This window comes from Massilia sp. 05N420, assembly GCF_056397205.1.
The window spans coordinates 181523-198295 of record NZ_JBFTMX010000015.1 but is presented as its reverse complement, the minus strand read 5'-3'; the positions used below and the strand labels follow the sequence as shown (position 1 = coordinate 198295).

14 protein-coding genes and 1 pseudogene are annotated in these 16773 nt (G+C 65.0%); 13 read left to right on the top strand and 2 right to left on the bottom strand.

Annotated features, from left to right (window positions below; genetic code table 11):
• The 13 genes and pseudogenes from aspS (at position 1) to AC1DIX_RS12055 (ending at position 14740) form a co-directional block, all read left to right on the top strand.
• The gene (gene aspS, locus AC1DIX_RS12115; RefSeq protein ID WP_441934960.1) at positions 1-1806 is read left to right on the top strand and encodes an aspartate--tRNA ligase; all 1806 of its coding nucleotides are present in this window, start codon (positions 1-3) and stop codon (positions 1804-1806) included.
• A gap of 44 nt (positions 1807-1850) precedes the next feature.
• Positions 1851-2303: a dihydroneopterin triphosphate diphosphatase gene (gene nudB, locus AC1DIX_RS12110; RefSeq protein ID WP_477324528.1), complete on the top strand. Its 453-nt coding sequence runs from the start codon at positions 1851-1853 to the stop codon at positions 2301-2303.
• 125 nt (positions 2304-2428) lie between these two features.
• Positions 2429-2638 (top strand): annotated as a pseudogene (locus AC1DIX_RS12105) (ATP-binding cassette domain-containing protein); the annotation flags it as partial.
• A 201-nt stretch (positions 2639-2839) separates the two neighbouring features.
• The gene (locus AC1DIX_RS12100) at positions 2840-3025 is read left to right on the top strand and encodes a hypothetical protein (RefSeq protein WP_441934962.1); all 186 of its coding nucleotides are present in this window, start codon (positions 2840-2842) and stop codon (positions 3023-3025) included.
• A 127-nt stretch (positions 3026-3152) separates the two neighbouring features.
• The gene (locus AC1DIX_RS12095; protein WP_441934963.1) at positions 3153-3971 is read left to right on the top strand and encodes an endonuclease/exonuclease/phosphatase family protein; all 819 of its coding nucleotides are present in this window, start codon (positions 3153-3155) and stop codon (positions 3969-3971) included.
• A gap of 7 nt (positions 3972-3978) precedes the next feature.
• On the top strand, positions 3979-5139 hold the full coding sequence (gene clsB, locus AC1DIX_RS12090; protein WP_441934964.1) for a cardiolipin synthase ClsB: 1161 nt from the start codon (positions 3979-3981) through the stop codon (positions 5137-5139).
• Between the two features lie 16 nt (positions 5140-5155).
• A complete protein-coding gene (locus AC1DIX_RS12085; protein ID WP_441934965.1) occupies positions 5156-5542 on the top strand; it encodes an RNA-binding S4 domain-containing protein in 387 nt (128 codons plus the stop codon).
• 162 nt (positions 5543-5704) lie between these two features.
• Positions 5705-6301, top strand: coding sequence for a TetR/AcrR family transcriptional regulator (locus AC1DIX_RS12080; protein ID WP_441935120.1), 597 nt, complete (start codon positions 5705-5707; stop codon positions 6299-6301).
• A 39-nt stretch (positions 6302-6340) separates the two neighbouring features.
• Entirely contained in the window at positions 6341-8131 is a 1791-nt protein-coding gene (locus AC1DIX_RS12075; protein WP_477324526.1) for an acyl-CoA dehydrogenase C-terminal domain-containing protein, read from the top strand.
• A 141-nt stretch (positions 8132-8272) separates the two neighbouring features.
• The gene (locus AC1DIX_RS12070; RefSeq protein WP_477324524.1) at positions 8273-10669 is read left to right on the top strand and encodes a 3-hydroxyacyl-CoA dehydrogenase/enoyl-CoA hydratase family protein; all 2397 of its coding nucleotides are present in this window, start codon (positions 8273-8275) and stop codon (positions 10667-10669) included.
• A gap of 41 nt (positions 10670-10710) precedes the next feature.
• Positions 10711-11907 carry an acetyl-CoA C-acyltransferase gene (locus tag AC1DIX_RS12065; protein WP_477324522.1) on the top strand — a complete coding sequence of 399 codons (1197 nt, stop codon included), beginning with the start codon at positions 10711-10713 and terminating at the stop codon, positions 11905-11907.
• A gap of 117 nt (positions 11908-12024) precedes the next feature.
• Positions 12025-12798, top strand: a complete 774-nt coding sequence (locus AC1DIX_RS12060; protein WP_441934969.1) for an enoyl-CoA hydratase — start codon at positions 12025-12027, stop codon at positions 12796-12798.
• Positions 12799-12925: 127 nt separating this feature from the next.
• Entirely contained in the window at positions 12926-14740 is a 1815-nt protein-coding gene (locus tag AC1DIX_RS12055) for an FAD-binding oxidoreductase (RefSeq protein ID WP_477324520.1), read from the top strand.
• Between the two features lie 56 nt (positions 14741-14796).
• Here the strand turns inward: AC1DIX_RS12055 and AC1DIX_RS12050 are convergent, their stop codons facing one another.
• Both AC1DIX_RS12050 and cysS read right to left on the bottom strand, forming a co-directional pair.
• Complete coding sequence (locus AC1DIX_RS12050) at positions 14797-15216, bottom strand: hypothetical protein (RefSeq protein WP_477324518.1); 420 nt, start codon at positions 15214-15216, stop codon at positions 14797-14799.
• 125 nt (positions 15217-15341) lie between these two features.
• Entirely contained in the window at positions 15342-16739 is a 1398-nt protein-coding gene (gene cysS, locus AC1DIX_RS12045; protein ID WP_477251983.1) for a cysteine--tRNA ligase, read from the bottom strand.
• Positions 16740-16773: the final 34 nt, after the last annotated feature.

Here is a 16773-nt window from a genome sequence, read left to right as displayed (position 1 = left end):
ATGTCCTCCATGCGTACCAACTACTGCGGCCTCGTGACCGAAGAGCTGCTGGGCCAAACCGTCAGCCTGTGCGGCTGGGTGCACCGCCGCCGCGACCACGGCGGGGTCATCTTCATCGACCTGCGCGACCGTGAAGGCCTGGTGCAGGTTGTCTGCCACCCCGACAATGCCGACGTCTTCAAGGGCGCCGAGCACGTGCGCAACGAGTACTGCCTGCGCATCACCGGCACCGTCGTGAACCGCCTGGAGGGCACCGCCAACGCCAACCTGAAGTCGGGCAAGATCGAGATCAACACCACCCAACTGGAAGTGCTGAACGCCTCGGTGCCGGTGCCGTTCCAGCTGGACGACGACAACCTGTCGGAAACCACCCGCCTGACCCACCGCGTGCTCGACCTGCGCCGCGACCAGATGCAGCACAACCTGCGCCTGCGCTACAAGGTGTCGATGGAAGTCCGCAAGTACCTGGACAACCTGGGCTTCATCGACATCGAAACCCCGATGCTGGGCAAGTCGACCCCGGAAGGCGCCCGCGACTACCTGGTGCCGTCGCGCGTCAACCCGGGCACTTTCTTCGCGCTGCCGCAGTCGCCGCAGCTGTTCAAGCAGCTGCTGATGGTCGCCAACTTCGACCGCTACTACCAGATCACCAAGTGCTTCCGCGACGAAGACCTGCGCGCCGACCGCCAGCCGGAATTCACCCAGATCGACTGCGAGACCTCCTTCCTGACCGAGCAGGAAATCCGTGACCTGTTCGAAGACATGATGCGCGTGGTCTTCAAGAACGCCGCCGGCATCGACCTGCCGAACCCGTTCCCGGTGATGGACTTCGCTACCGCCATGGGCTCCTACGGTTCGGACAAGCCGGACATGCGCGTCAAGCTGCAGTTCACCGAACTGACCGAACTGATGAAGACCGTCGAGTTCAAGGTCTTCAACAGCGCCGCCAACATGACGGGCGGCCGCGTGGTCGGCCTGCGCGTGCCGCAGGGCGGTTCGATGCCGCGTTCGGAAATCGACGCCTACACCCAATTCGTCGCCATCTACGGCGCCAAGGGCCTGGCCTACATCAAGGTCAACGAGAAGGCCAAGGGCCGCGATGGCCTGCAGTCGCCGATCGTGAAAAACCTGTCGGACGAAGTGCTGGCGCAAGTGCTCGAACTGACCGGCGCCGAAGACGGCGACCTGATCTTCTTCGGCGCCGACAAGGCCAAGGTCGTCAACGACGCCATGGGCGCGCTGCGCGTGAAGATCGGCCACTCGGAATTCGGCAAGAAGGCTGGCCTGTTCGACGACGTCTGGTCGCCGCTGTGGGTGATCGACTTCCCGATGTTCGAGTACGACGACGAAGCGAACCGCTGGACCGCGACCCACCACCCGTTCACCGCGCCGAAGGACGGCCACGAGGACATGCTGGAATCGAACCCGGGCGCCTGCATCGCCAAGGCCTACGACATGGTCCTGAACGGCTGGGAACTGGGCGGCGGCTCGATCCGTATCCACCGCGAAGAAGTCCAGAGCAAGGTGTTCCGTGCCCTGAAGATCGACGCCGAAGAAGCCCAGCTGAAGTTCGGCTTCCTGCTGGACGCCCTGCAGTACGGCGCGCCGCCTCACGGTGGCCTGGCCTTCGGCCTGGACCGCCTGATCACCCTGATGACCGGCTCGACCTCGATCCGCGACGTGATCGCCTTCCCGAAGACCCAGCGCGCCCAGGACCTGCTGACCAACGCGCCGTCGGAAGTCGACGAGAAGCAGCTGAAAGAGCTGCATATCCGTCTGCGTAACGAGCAGCCGAAGGTCGCTTAAAGCATCGTAGGGTGGGCACGGCGAGCCCACCCTACAATAGCGTCATGCCCCACAAAATCCCCGAATCCGTCCTCGTCGTCATCCACACCGCCGACCTCGAGGTCCTGCTGATCGAACGCGCCGACCGGCCCGGCTTCTGGCAATCCGTCACCGGTTCCCTCGACCGCGTCGACGAACCCCTCCTGGAAACCGCCGCCCGCGAACTGTTCGAGGAAACCGGCATCGTCGCCGATGGCGAACGGATCAAGCTGCAGGACTGGCACCTGTCCAACGTCTACGAGATCTACCAGACCTGGCGCCACCGTTATGCACCCGGCATAACGCACAATACCGAGCACGTCTTCTCCGTCTGCGTGCCGCGCGACATCCCGATCGTCCTGGCGCCGCGCGAGCATCTGCACTTCGCCTGGCTGCCGCTGCTGGAGGCCGCCGACCGCTGCTTCTCGAGCTCGAACGCGGAAGCGATCCTGCAGTTGCCGCGGCATTTTCCCTCCTGATCCTGGCGCTTGCTGAGTCCATCTTTATGCGTATTGCAGAAAGATGGCGACCGCAATCGTGCTGTTCAACGCTGGTGGCGGTGCTGCCGTACCGGCTGGACCGCTCGACCACGGCGCTGGTGCGCGGCTTCACGGCAGTGCTGGTGACCCACGACGTGCAGGAGGCCGTGGTGCTGGCCGACCGCATCCTTCTTGTGGAACAGGGACGGCTGGCAATGGACTTGGCGGTCGGGCTGGCGCGCCCTCGCGCACGCGGCAGCGCGGCTTTTGGTGTACTCGAGAAACAAGTGCTCGACAGGGTGTTGGATGTGCGTCACAGCGACGTGCATACATAAAAAAATTGATGAGTAAAACTCCTACGCGTCTGTCAGTTGTAACCTACAGTTTCATAGGGTTTTCAGAATTTAATTCGGAACTGATGAGATAACACAATAGATTAGTTCGTTTGACAGGGTGAAACGATTTGACTAAGGTCAATAAATCGCCATTGGCGAGTTTTTGTTTTTGCAAGTCCAACAAGGATACTGGGAGGAACTATGAGCGAACGCAAGCACGAGCAGAAAGTAAAAGATGTCAGCGTCGACGAAGATTATCTGTGCATCGAATTGCTGAACGGTCTGCTCTTGACAGGCCCGCTGCGCACCAACCCGATTCGCCGTGAAAGCAGCGAATCAAACAATAATGCACCGGCTGAGCACTTCCTGCCGGCAATGAGCATCTGATCCCTTGGCCATTCCCGGCGTGCCCCGGGAATGGCGTCCCGCCCAGGCATCCACTGCCGAATCTGATGCGCCGCACGATTGGCGCTCTGTCCAGAAGAACACGGAATGATGGGGTTAAAATGTTCCCATGAAAATTCGTGTTGCGACCTACAACATCCACAAAGGCGTTTCGTCCTTCCGCAGTACGCCGCGCGTACTGGCGCTGAAAAAAGCCATCGGTACCTTTGGTGCGGATGTCGTGTTCCTGCAGGAAGTGCAGGGCCGGCACGACCGCTACCAGGCGCGCTATGGCGAAAAGGTACGCAGCCCTCACCACCACTGGCCGGACACTGCCCAGCACGAGTTCTTCGCCGGCGAATCCCTGCATGCCGCCTATGGCATGAACGCGGTCTACGATCACGGCCACCACGGCAATGCGCTGCTGTCCTGCTTCCCGATCGCCAACCAGCATAACCACGACGTTTCCGATCACGCCTACGAGCAGCGCGGCATCCTGCATTGCGTGCTGGACACGCCGGACTGCAAGGTGCACTGCTATGTCGTCCACCTGGGCCTGTTCGAAGGCAGCCGCCGGCGCCAGACCGATGCCCTGATCAATGCCATCAACGAGTCGGCGCCGAACGGCGAACCGGTCATCATCGCCGGCGACTTCAACGACTGGCGCAATACCCTCAGCGATTGCCTGCGCATGAAGCTGGGCGTGGTCGAGGTGTTCGACGAACTGGAGCGGCGTTCCTCGCGGATCGGCGAACTGGTGCGCAAGGTCCGCGACCGCGAGCGCAGCCTGGTGCCGGCGCGGACCTTTCCGGCGGCCTTGCCCTGGTTCCGTCTCGACCGCATCTATGTACGCGGCTTCAAGGTCGAGCAGGCGGAAGTCCTGCACGGGCCGCAATGGGCGCGCCTGTCGGACCACGCGCCCATCGTTGCCAACCTGAGCCTGGCCTAGTCCGCCCATGCGAACGGTTTCCTACGTCGGCAACAACGACGTCAGACTGTTGGAAAGCGGCGGCAACTATTTCAGGGAGTTGCTGGCCGCGATCGATTCCGCGAAGCACGAGGTCCTCTACGAGACCTATATCTACGCCGAGGACGACACCGCGCGCGCCGTCACCGACGCCCTGATCCGCGCCGCCAAGCGCGACGTCAAGGTGCGGGTGCTGGTCGACTGGTTCGGGACCGGGCGCCGGGTCGCCTGCCGCCTCGGCGAGGAATTCGCCAAACACTGCGTGCACTACCGCATGTTCAACCCCTGGTTCCGGCGCGGCGTGGCGCGCAGCCACCGCAAGATCGTCGTGATCGACGGCCAGACGGCTTTCGTGGGCGGCATCAATACCAACGACGATTCGCTGTGCGACTACGCACCCTACGAGCCGCTGCCGGCGCCGCGCTGGGATTTCGCGGTGCGCGTGCGCGGCCCGCTGGTGGAGCGCATCCACCGCGAATCCCAGGCCCAGTGGACCCGCGCCGGCCACCTGAACATCAAGCACCGCTACCACCTGTTCAAGGAAACCCGCAAGCAGGCGCCGGGGCTGGGCGAGCATCCGATGCGCGCCGGCTTCGTGGTGCGCGACAACCTGCGCAATCGCCGCACCATCCAGCGCGCCTACCTGCAGGCGATCGGCCGCGCCCGCAAGCGCGTGCTGATGGCCACGCCGTACTTCGCGCCGGGGCTCAAGTTCCGCCAGGCGCTGGCCCAGGCCGCGCGGCGCGGGGTCGACGTCTGCCTCCTGATCGGCGTCGGCGAATTCCGCATGCAGGACGCGGTGGCGGGGTCCTTCTATCCGCAGCTGCTGGCGGCCGGGGTGCGCATCGTCGAGTACCGCCGGACCCAGCTGCACGCCAAGGTGGCGGTGGTCGACCACGACTGGGCCACGGTGGGATCGAGCAATTGCGACGCCCTGTCGCTGTTCGTGAACCAGGAAGCCAATGTGGTGGTGCGCGACGCCGCCTTCGCCTCCAGCATGGCGAAGCAGATCGAGCGCGGCATCGCCGAAGGTGTGCCGGTCGGGCTCGATGATTTGAGGCAACTTGGTTGGGTGCGCCGCACCGGCCATGAAATGGCCTATCTTTTGTATAAACTGACGATGCGGATCTTTACGATCGGCTATGCCTGAACAGACACCCGGATTTATGAGCGAAAACGAGAACGTACGGATCGACAAATGGCTGTGGGCGGCGCGCTTCTTCAAGACGCGCTCGCTGGCGGCGGAAGCGGTCGACCGTGGACGGATCAAGATCAACGCCGAGAACGTCAAGCCGGCGCGCGCCGTGAAAGTGGGCGACAAGCTCCTCATCGACAACGGTTCGACCCGCTGGGAAGTCATCGTGCAGGGCCTGTCCGGCACCCGCGGCCCGGCCCCGGTTGCGCAGGCGCTCTACCGCGAAACGGAGGTCAGCATCCAGAAGCGCGCGAACGACCAGGAAGCGCGCCGCCTGTTCCCCGAGCCCAGCAGCACGATCAAGGGAAGGCCGACCAAGCGCGACCGCCGGGCGATCGAACGGGCCGGGGACTCGTAGGGTGCACACTGCGTGTCCACGCCGGCCGCGCCCACCCTACTAGAACCGCGCCTCTAAACTTCCCGTTTGACATTTCAAGGCTGGTAGATAATAGTACGAGCGTTCGGATTTTTCTCGATCCACTGGGAGCATCGTATCAATACTTCAGCCAAATCCATGGTCATGCGCAAGGGCGAGATGACGCGTGCAGCGATTCTCGACGTTGCGCTCGAACTCGCCAGCCGCGACGGCCTCGAGGGCCTCACGATCGGCCTGCTGGCCGATCGCATGAACATGAGCAAATCGGGCGTGTTCGCCCACTTCGGTTCGCGGGAAGACCTGCAGATCGAAGTGCTGAAACTTTATCACCGCCGCTTCGAACAGGAAATCTTCTTCCCCAGCGTGAAGGAGCCGCGAGGCCTGCCGCGCCTGGAGGCGATGTTCAAGCACTGGCTCAAGCGCGTCTCGGTCGAGATCGCGTCGGGCTGCATCTATATCAGCGGCGCCGTCGAGTACGACGACCGTCCGGGACCGATCCGCGACGAGCTGGTCGGCATGGTGCAGATCTGGCAGAACGCCCTGGTACGCTGCGCCCGGCAGGCCGTCGACTGCGGCGACCTGAAGGCCGACACCGACCCCCAGCAGCTGGTGTACGAGATGTACGGCCTGGTGCTGGCGGTGCACCACGATGCCCGCTTCCTGCGCATTCCCGGCGCCCCCGACCGCGCTCACCGCGGCTTCGCGCGCCTGATCGAGAACTACCGCAATCCCGCAAAGTAATCACCACACACCAATCATTACCTTCGTCAGGAGAACAACATGGGTCAGTACGTCGCGCCAATCCGGGATATGCAGTTCGTTCTGCATGAATTCCTGAACGTCGCCGAAGAGTTCAAGAGCCTGCCGGCGTACCAGGAGATCGACGCCGACATCATCAACCAGGTGCTCGAAGAAGGCGCGAAGTTCACGCAGGAAGTGCTGTTCCCCCTGAATCACTCCGGCGACCGCGAAGGCTGCCACTACGACGCCGCAACCAGGACCGTCACCACGCCGAAGGGCTTCAAGGAAGCCTACAAGCAGTACGTGGAAGGCGGCTGGGCCGCGCTGGCCTGCGATCCGGAATACGGCGGCCAGGGCCTGCCGGTGGCGCTGAACAACTCCTTCTACGAGATGCTGAACTCGTCGAACCAGGCCTGGTCGATGTACCCGGGCCTGTCGCACGGCGCCTACGAGTGCCTGAAGGAGCACGGCACCGAAGACCAGAAGAAGTTCTACCTGCCGAAGCTGGCCTCGGGCGAGTGGACCGGCACCATGTGCCTGACCGAAGCCCACTGCGGCACCGACCTGGGCCTGCTGCGCTCGAAGGCCGAGCCGCAAGCCGACGGCACCTATAAAATCACCGGCTCGAAGATCTTCATCTCGGCCGGCGAGCACGACATGTCGGAAAACATCGTCCACCTGGTGCTGGCGCGCCTGCCGGACGCACCGGAAGGCAGCAAGGGCATCTCGCTGTTCCTGGTGCCGAAATTCCTGCCGAACGCCGACGGCCAGCCGGGCGAGCGCAACCCGATCTTCTGCGGCGCCATCGARSASAAGATGGGCATCCACGGCAACGCCACCTGCCAGATGAACCTGGACGGCGCGGTCGGCACCCTGATCGGCCAGCCGCACAAGGGCCTGAACGCGATGTTCGTGTTCATGAACGCCGCCCGCCTGGGCGTCGGCATGCAGTCGCTGGGCCTGACCGAAGTCGCCTACCAGAACGCGCTGGTGTATGCGAAAGACCGCATCCAGATGCGTTCGCTGTCGGGCCCGAAGGCACCGGACAAGCCGGCCGACCCGATCATCGTGCACCCGGACGTGCGCCGCATGCTGCTGACCGCGAAGGCCTATGCCGAAGGCGCGCGCGCGCTGACCTCCTACGTGGCGCTGCAGATCGACCGCGAACTGAACCATCCGGACGAAGAAGTGCGCAAGGAAGCCGCCGGCGAAGTCGCGCTGCTGACCCCGATCGTCAAGGCCTTCATCACCGACAACGGCTGGATCGCCACCTCGGAAGCGATGCAGGTGTACGGCGGCCACGGCTACATCAGCGAGTGGGGCATGGAGCAGTACGTGCGCGACGCCCGCATCAACATGATCTACGAAGGCACCAACACCATCCAGTCGCTGGACCTGCTGGGCCGTAAGATCCTGATGGACAACGGTGCCAAGCTGCGCGCCTTCGGCGAGAAGATCAAGGCCTTCGTGGAAGACAACGGCCTGGACGAGTCGCTGAGCGAATTCGTCACCCCGCTGGGCGAACTGGGCGAGAAGGTCACCAAGCTGACCATGGAAATCGGCATGAAGGCCTTCCAGAACCAGGACGAAGTCGGCGCCGCCGCCGTGCCTTACCTGCGCGTGGTCGGCCACCTGGTGTTCAGCTACTTCTTCGCGCAGATGGCGAAGATCGCACTGGAGAAGAAGGATTCAAGCGACAAGTTCTACGAAGCCAAGCTGGCAACGGCGCGCTTCTACTTCGGCCGCCTGTACCCGGAAACCGCGATGCTGATCCGTCAGGCGCGTTCGGGTTCGGCGAACCTGCTGGCGCTGGATGCAGATCTGTTCTAAGCAAGACCATCACGTACCAACGCGTACACCCGCTACATAGACCCGTCGTCCCCGCGCAGGTAGGGACCCAAGTTTGCCTGCAGATCGACGAACTTGGGTTCCCGCCTTCGCGGGAACGACGCTAACTAAGGATTACGAGAGATGACTAATTTCATCGTCAAGAAAGTCGCCGTGCTGGGCGCCGGCGTGATGGGCGCGCAGATTGCCGCGCACTGCGTCAACGCCAAGGTCCCGGTCGTGCTGTTCGACCTGCCTGCAAAAGAGGGCAACAAGAACGGCATCGTCCTGAAGGCCATCGAGAACCTGAAAAAACTGTCGCCGGCTCCGCTGGGCAACAAGGAAGATGCAAGCCTGATCGAAGTCGCCAACTACGAAGACAACCTCGACGTGCTGGCCGGCTGCGACCTGATCATCGAAGCCATCGCCGAGCGCATGGACTGGAAGCACGACCTGTATAAGAAGGTCGCGCCGCACATCGGCGCCAACGCCATTTTCGCCTCGAACACCTCGGGCCTGTCGATCGAGAAGCTGGCCGACGGCTTCGACGACAACCTGAAGGCGCGCTTCTGCGGCGTCCACTTCTTCAACCCGCCGCGCTACATGCACCTGGTCGAGCTGATCCCGACCGCGGCTACCCGCCTGGCAATCCTCGACCAGCTCGAGACCTTCCTGACCTCGACCCTGGGCAAGGGCGTGGTGCGCGCCAAGGACACCCCGAACTTCATCGCCAACCGCGTCGGCATCTTCGGCATGCTGGCCACCATCCATGAAGCCGAGAAGTTCGGCCTGTCGGTGGACGTGGTCGACGACCTGACCGGCGCCAAGCTGGGGCGCGCCAAGTCGGGCACCTTCCGCACCGCGGACGTGGTCGGCCTGGACACCATGGGCCACGTGATCAAGACCATGCAGGACAACCTGAAGGACGATCCTTTCTTCAGCGTCTACCAGACCCCGGCCGTACTGTCCAAGCTGATCGAGAAGGGCGCGCTGGGCCAGAAGGCCGGCGCCGGCTTCTACAAGAAGGTCGGCAAGGACATCATGCGCCTGGACTTCGCCACCGGCGAATACGTGCCGGGCGGCGCCAAGGCGGCCGACATCGTCGCGCGCATCCTGAAAGAGAAGGACCCGGTCAAGAAATTCAAGGCGATGCGCGAATCGACCAACCCGCAGGCGCAGTTCCTGTGGGCGATCTTCCGCGACGCCTTCCATTACATCGCCTTCCACCTGGAGTCGATTGCCGACAACGCACGCGACATCGACTTCGCGATGCGCTGGGGCTTCGGCTGGAGCGTCGGCCCGTTCGAGACCTGGCAGGCCGCCGGCTGGAACACCATCGCCCAGTGGGTGAAGGAAGACATCGAGGCCGGCAAGGCCCTGTCGAACGCACCGCTCCCGGCCTGGGTGTTCAGCGCACCGGTGTCGGAGAAAGGCGTGCACACCGCCGAGGGTTCCTACTCGGTCTCGAAGAACGCCTATGTGCCGGTATCGGACCTGCCGGTCTACCAGCGCCAGCAATTCCGCGCGCCGGTCGTCGGCAGCACCACGGTCGATCCGAAGACTGCCGGCACCACCGTGTTCGAGGACGACTCGGTACGCCTGTGGCACTCGGACGATGAAGTGCTGGTCATCTCGCTGAAGACCAAGATGCACGTGATCGGCGACGGCGTCATCAAGGGCATCAAGCGCGGCCTGGAAGAGGCGGAAAAGGGCTACAAGGGCCTGGTGATCTGGAATACCGACGCAGCCGAAGGCGGCGCCTTCTCGGCCGGCGCCGACCTGCAATCGGCCCTGCCGGCCTTCATGACCGGCGGCGCGAAGGCGATGGAGCCGATCGTGCGCGAGCTGCAGGACACCTTCATGGCCATGAAGTACTCGAACATCCCGGTGGTGGCGGCAGTAAGCGGCCTGGCCCTGGGCGGCGGCTGCGAGATGGCGCTGCACGCGTCGAAGCGCGTGGCCTCGATCGAGTCCTACATCGGCCTGGTCGAAGTCGGCGTCGGCCTGGTGCCGGCCGGCGGCGGCCTGAAGGAAGCGGCTGTACGCGCCGCCAACGAAGCCAAGGGCAACGACATCCTGCAATTCCTGAAGACCGGCTTCACCAACGCGGCCACCGCGCAGGTATCGAAATCCGCCCTCGAAGCGAAGGCCATGGGCTACCTGAAGGACGACGACGTCATCGTCTTCAACCCCTACGAACTGCTGCACGTGGCGAAGGTCACCGCGCGCTCGATGTTCGACGCCGGCTACCGCGCACCGCTGCGCCGCCCGGTCCCGGTCACCGGCCGCTACGGCTGGGCGACCATCCGCGGCCAGCTGGTCAACATGCGCGACGGCGGCTTCATCTCGGCCTATGACTACCACCTGGGCGACACCATCGCCGAGATCGTCACCGGCGGCGACATCGACCAGGGCAGCTACGTCTCCGAGCAGTGGCTGCTGGACATGGAGCGCAAGGCCTTCATCTCGCTGCTGAACAATCCGAAGACCCAGGAACGCATCATGGGCATGATGCAGACCGGTAAACCAGTACGGAACTAAGCGGTGCGTAACCTAGTCAGCGGACATAAGGACTTAATGACATGAGCAAACAACTTCAAGACGCATACATCGTCGCAGCGACCCGCACCCCGATCGGCAAGGCGCCGCGCGGCTTCTTCAACAAGACCCGTCCGGACGACCTGCTGATCGCCGCGATCAAGGGCGCCATGGCCGCCGTGCCGAACCTGGACCCGGCCCTGATTGTCGACGCCATCGTCGGCTGCTCCTTCCCGGAAGCGGAACAGGGCTTCAACGTGGCGCGCCAGGCCGTCGTCATGGCCGGCCTGCCGAACACCGTCGGCGGCGTCACCGTCAACCGCTACTGCGCCTCGGGCATCACCGCCCTGGCGATGGCTGCGGACCGCATCCGCGTCGGTGAAGCCGACGTCATGATCGCCGGCGGCGTCGAATCGATGTCGATGGTGCCGATGATGGGCCACCACCCGTCGATCAATATGCGCGTGTTCGACGACGAGAACGTCGGCCTGGCCTACGGCATGGGCCTGACCGCCGAGAAGGTCGCCGCCCAGTGGAAGGTGAGCCGCGAAGACCAGGACGCCTTCGGCCTGGAATCGCACCGCAAGGCCATCGCCGCCCAGCAGGCCGGCTTCTTCAAGGACGAGATCACCCCGGTCGAGATCGTGACCCGCACGCCGAACCTGGCGACCGGCGAGATCGACGTCAAGCGCCGCACCGTCGACCTGGACGAAGGCCCGCGCGCCGACGCCAGCATGGAAGGCATGGCCAAGCTGAAGCCGGTGTTCGCCGCCAAGGGCTCGGTCACCGCCGCGACCTCCTCGCAGATGTCGGACGGCGCCGGCGCGCTGATCGTCGTCAGCGAGAAGATCCTGAAGGAGCACAACCTGACCCCGCTGGCCAAGTTCTCGTCCTTCGCCGTGCGCGGCGTGCCGCCGGAGATCATGGGCATCGGCCCGAAGGTCGCGATTCCCGCAGCCCTGGCTGCCGCAGGCATCACCCAGGACCAGTTGGACTGGATCGAGCTGAACGAAGCCTTCGCCGCCCAGGCGCTGGCCGTGATCCGCGACCTGAACCTGGACACCAGCAAGGTCAACCCGATGGGCGGCGCGATCGCCCTCGGCCACCCGCTGGGCGCGACCGGCGCCATCCGCGCCGCCACCGTGGTCCACGCCCTGCGCCGCAACAAGCTGAAGTACGGCATGGTCACCATGTGCGTCGGCGCCGGCATGGGCGCTGCGGGTATCATCGAGCGCGTGTAATCCACACGCAGCAAGTCGAGGAGGGTGGGCAYGGAAAACCGTCCCCACCCTTTTTTCGTAGGGTGGGCACGCCGTGCCCGCGCAATACACGAACAAACAATACCGGAGACCTCCTGAATGGACATCCAGACCACCACCGCCAACGGCATCCTGACCATCGAATTCAACCGCCCGGAGCGCAAGAACGCCATCACCGGCGCCATGTACACCGCCATGGCCGAAGCCCTGCGCGCCGCCGAGACCGACGCGCAGATCCGCGTCGTCCTCATCACCGGCAAGCCCGAGATCTTCACCGCCGGTAACGACCTCGACGACTTCCTCAACAACGTCGGCGAAGGCGCGATGACCGAAACCCGCCCGGTCTTCCAGTTCATGCAGGCGCTGGAGGGCTGCAGCAAGCCGGTAATCGCGGCAGTCAGCGGCGCCGCCGTCGGCATCGGCACCACCATGCTGATGCACTGCGACCTGGTCTACGCCGCCGACACCGCCAAGTTCTCGATGCCCTTCAGCCAGCTGGGCCTGTGCCCGGAATTCGCATCGTCGCTGCTGGTCCAGCAAGCGGCCGGCTACACCCGCGCCGCCGAGAAGCTGATGCTGGGCGAAGCCTTCCTGGCCCAGGAAGCCCTCGAGATGGGCATCGTCGCGAAAGTGCTGCCGTCTGGCGAGCTGCTGGCCTTCGCCCAGGGCCAGGCCGCCAAGCTGGTCAAGTTGCCGGCCGCCTCGATCCGCACCACCAAGGCGCTGATGAAGCGTTCGCGCGCGGCGCTGGTCAAGGACACCATCGCGGCCGAGAACGAGCGCTTCAGCGCGATGCTGGTGGGCGCCGAGGCGAAGGAGGCGTTCACGGCCTTCTTCGAGAAGCGCAAGCCGGATTTCAGCAAGTTCGACTGAGCGTATCCTCGCGGTGAACCGGATCCGGTTCACCCCAGGCGGCGCCCGCTTCGCCACAATTGCTTTGTCGCCGAGGACATCCCTTCGCTAAGCTTGCCGGCATTCGCCATCCGAATGCGAGGCACCCTTGAAACGAAGAGATTTCCTGTCGTCGCTGGCAGTGGCCGCCGCCGGGACGCTGCCGACCCTGGGCGCTGCATCGGCGGGCAGCGCGCCGGCCAAGGCCGTCTATCGGCGCGTACGGCCCCTGGACGCCGCATGGCCGAACGCCGCCAGCTGGGCCAGGCTCAACGAGACCGTAGGCGGCAACCTGATCAAGGCTCACGCGCTGTTTCAAGGCTGCGTGGCCGATCCGGACGGCGCCGCCTGCCTCGAGGCGCACAAGAACATCGGCAACCCCTACTGGATCGGCGACCAGCCCGGCGGCACCGAGAACTCGGGCTGGTTAGATGCCTGGACGCCGGCGCCGAGCGCGTATGCGATCGCAGCGCGCCATGCCGGGGACGTCGCCGCCGGCGTCGTCTTCGCGCGCAAGAACCGGCTGCGCCTGGCGGTCAAGGGCGGCGGCCACAGCTACCTGGGGACCTCGAACGCGCCCGATTCCCTACTGATCTGGACGCGTGCGATGAACCAGGTCACGCTGCACGATGCCTTCGTCGCCGAGGGCTGTGCGGGCCATGCCGCCCCCGTCCCGGCGGTCAGCGCGGGCGCCGGCGCCATGTGGATGGATCTGTATCACGCCGTGACGACGGAAGGCGGCCGCTACGTCCAGGGCGGCAGCTGCACCACGGTGGGCGTGGCCGGCCTGGTGCAGAGCGGCGGCTTCAATGCGTTCTCGAAAGGCTTCGGTACGGYGGCCTCCAGCCTGCTCGAAGCCGAAATCGTCACCGCCGACGGCCGCGTGCGCATCGTCAACGCATGCAAGGATCCCGACCTGTTCTGGGCGCTCAAGGGCGGCGGTGGCGGGACCTTCGGCGTGGTCACCCGGGTCACCCTGCGCACCCACGAACTGCCGCGCTTCGTCGGCGGCGCCTGGGGCGAGGTCAGGGCGCGCTCGAACGACGCCTTCGCGCGCCTGATCGCCCGCTTCATCGACTTCTACCGCGAGACCCTGTTCAATCCGCACTGGGGCGAACACGTGCACTTCAGGCCGGACAACGTGCTGGAAATCGACATGGTCAGCCAGGGCCTCAGTCCCGAGCAGACGCGCGATGCATGGCAACCCTTCTTCGACTGGATAGCGGCGGCGCCGCGGGATTACGAACTCGTCTCGCCCGGCGCCTGGGCCTGGGAGGCACGCAGCTGGTGGGACCCGGCCAAGCGCGCATCGACCTATTCGCGGGACATGCGCGATGGCGCGCCGCGGCATCATGTGTGGGGGAAGGGCGACCAGGGCGAGGTTGGCGTCTTCCTGCACGGTTACGATTCGCTGTGGCTGCCGGCGGCCCTGTTGCAGGCGGAACGACGGCAGGCGCTCGCGGACGCGCTGTTTGCGGCGAGCCGCCACCAGATGCTGCGGCTGCACATCGGCAAGGGCCTGGCGGGCGCACCGGCCGAGGTCCGCACCGCGGCCCGGCAGACCGCGACCAATCCCGCGGTCGCCGATGCATTCACCCTGGTCATCATCGCCGAAGGAGAAAGGCCGCCCGCCTATCCGGGCTATGCGCGGCCCGCTATCGACCTGGCGGCGGCCCGCAGGAACGCCCGCGACATCGACCGGGCCGCCGCCGAACTGCGCAGGATCGCGCCGCATTCGGGTTCCTATGTTTCGGAAAGCAACTACTTCAACCGCGACTGGCAACGCGAGTATTGGGGCGAGAACTATCCGAGATTGCGGGCCATAAAATCGGCATACGATCCCGAAGGACTGTTCTGTGTGCACCACGGCGTCGGCAGCGAAGACTGGAGCGCCGACGGTTTTACGCGCCTGGGATCAACCTGAAGCCGAGGCCGGCCCGCTTCGCCGCAGGCCTGCCTATGGGCTTCGGCGGCGGGGCTTCAGCGGCTGCAGCTCAGGCGCAGTCTTTCGCCTTGGTTTGCGTAGGCGCGTGCCGGTGCGCTGTCGCCGCAACGGTAGATCACGCGCAGGCGCTTCCTCTGGTTCGGCGCCGGGTCGCCGCACAACTGGTCGTTGGCGATGACGAAGCCGCGATTGCGCTCGACCTGGTCGCGCACGCTGCGACGCGCGTTGCAGCTTGCGTCGCGCACGCCATACTCGGCCTCCTCGATGTGCAGGCGTCCCCAGGACATCGAACCGTCCGCGATGTCCGGACCGTTGCGGGCGTCGCGCTGGCCTGCTGCGTAACCGTCGTCGTAGCCGCGGCGGTATTCGGCGCTCTGGGCGAATGCGCCGGTGGACGCGGCGGTCAAGGCCAGCACGGCGGCAATGCGGACGATGTGTCGGTGTGCGATTTTCATATTTTCCTCCCGTTCTATCGATGACGAATGCTAGCGCGCTGAGCTGGACAGTTCTGTGCGCATCCGTACGTACAGTATGTCATMCGGCGCCCGCAGATCCTGCCGACGAGTCTGTAAGAGGCGTATCAATCGGTAACCGGGAGAGTGGCCGTTTTCGGCGCCGCGACGGAACCCTCGGCCGTGTCGCGCACAACGAAACCCTGGTCCTCGATCGCGGTCCGCAAGGCGTCGGCATCGGCCCAGCGCTTATCGAGGCGTGCTTGCCGGCGCGCTTCGACCAGCGCCAGCACCGCGTCCGGCACGGCGTGCGTCTCGGGCCGCCAGGTATCCAATCCCAACCCGAGCACTTCGTCCAGCCAGCCCAGCGTCGCTTTCTGCACCGCACCCGGCAGCCCGGATTTCAATACCTCCCATGCCAGTGCCAGTGCCCTCGGCGTATTCAGGTCGTCGTTCAGCTCAGCCAGCATGCGCTCGCGATAAGCGGGATCGGCCACGCCACCGGAAGGCAGTTCGACATACGCCCGCCGCAGCCGCCCGAGCGCCGTCTGCGCCGCCTCCAGCGCCGTCCACGAAAACACCAGCTTCGAGCGGTAATGCGCGGTCAGCGCAAGATAGCGATAGGCCAAGGGATCGAAGCCGCGCTCGACCAGCGAATCGAGACGGATGAAGCTGCCGTCCGACTTCGACATCTTGTCGCTGTCTTGCAGCCGCAAAAACGCGCCGTGCAGCCAGTAGCGCGCCGGCGGGTGGCCGTGGCAGGCCTCGTGCTGGGCGATTTCGTTCGAATGGTGGACCGGCACGTGGTCTTCGCCGCCGATGTGGATGTCGAACAGGGCGCCCAGGTAGCGCGTCGACATCGCCGAGCACTCGATGTGCCAGCCGGGGAAGCCGCGGCCCCAGGGGCTGTCCCATTCCATCTGCCTTTGTTCGGCGCCGCTGAACTTCCACAGCGCGAAATCGGTGGGCGAGCGCTTGTCGCCCGGATCGACGCGGTGGCCTGCCTGCAGTCCGGCGATGTCGAGCCGGGCCAGGTGGCCATAGCGTTCCAGGCGTGTCGTGTCGAAATAGATGCCATCGGCGGTACGGTAGGTAAAGCCGGCCCGCTCGATGTCCAGGATGAAGGCGATCTGCTCGGGGATGTGGTCGGTGGCGCGCGCCCAGACGGTCGGCGGCAGGATGCGCAGGCGCTCCAGGTCGCGCTGGAAGGCATCCGTGTAGAAGGCGGCGATGTCCCAGGCGCTGCGGCCGGTGCGCCGGCTGCCCTTTTCCATCTTGTCCTCGCCCAGGTCCGCGTCCGAGGTCAGGTGGCCGACGTCGGTGATGTTGACGACGTGCCTCACCTCGATGCCGTTCAGTTGCAGCACGCGGCGGAGCAGGTCGCCGAACAGGTAGGTGCGCAGGTTGCCGATGTGGGCGTAGTCGTAGACCGTCGGGCCGCAGGCGTACAGGCCGGCGCGGCCGGGTTCGAGGGGGTCGAAAGGACGCAGGCGCCGCTCCCAGGTGTCGTACAGCTTGAGTGTCATCGGGTCTCCGGAAATGAAAAAGGCCACAGGAGAC

Coding starts and splice junctions, on each gene's coding strand:
- aspS (WP_441934960.1), top strand. CDS start 1: ATGTCCTCCATGCGTACCAACTACTGCGGCCTCGTGACCGAAGAGCTG.
- nudB (WP_477324528.1), top strand. CDS start 1,851: ATGCCCCACAAAATCCCCGAATCCGTCCTCGTCGTCATCCACACCGCC.
- AC1DIX_RS12100 (WP_441934962.1), top strand. CDS start 2,840: ATGAGCGAACGCAAGCACGAGCAGAAAGTAAAAGATGTCAGCGTCGAC.
- AC1DIX_RS12095 (WP_441934963.1), top strand. CDS start 3,153: ATGAAAATTCGTGTTGCGACCTACAACATCCACAAAGGCGTTTCGTCC.
- clsB (WP_441934964.1), top strand. CDS start 3,979: ATGCGAACGGTTTCCTACGTCGGCAACAACGACGTCAGACTGTTGGAA.
- AC1DIX_RS12085 (WP_441934965.1), top strand. CDS start 5,156: ATGAGCGAAAACGAGAACGTACGGATCGACAAATGGCTGTGGGCGGCG.
- AC1DIX_RS12080 (WP_441935120.1), top strand. CDS start 5,705: ATGCGCAAGGGCGAGATGACGCGTGCAGCGATTCTCGACGTTGCGCTC.
- AC1DIX_RS12070 (WP_477324524.1), top strand. CDS start 8,273: ATGACTAATTTCATCGTCAAGAAAGTCGCCGTGCTGGGCGCCGGCGTG.
- AC1DIX_RS12065 (WP_477324522.1), top strand. CDS start 10,711: ATGAGCAAACAACTTCAAGACGCATACATCGTCGCAGCGACCCGCACC.
- AC1DIX_RS12060 (WP_441934969.1), top strand. CDS start 12,025: ATGGACATCCAGACCACCACCGCCAACGGCATCCTGACCATCGAATTC.
- AC1DIX_RS12050 (WP_477324518.1), bottom strand. CDS start 15,216: ATGAAAATCGCACACCGACACATCGTCCGCATTGCCGCCGTGCTGGCC.
- cysS (WP_477251983.1), bottom strand. CDS start 16,739: ATGACACTCAAGCTGTACGACACCTGGGAGCGGCGCCTGCGTCCTTTC.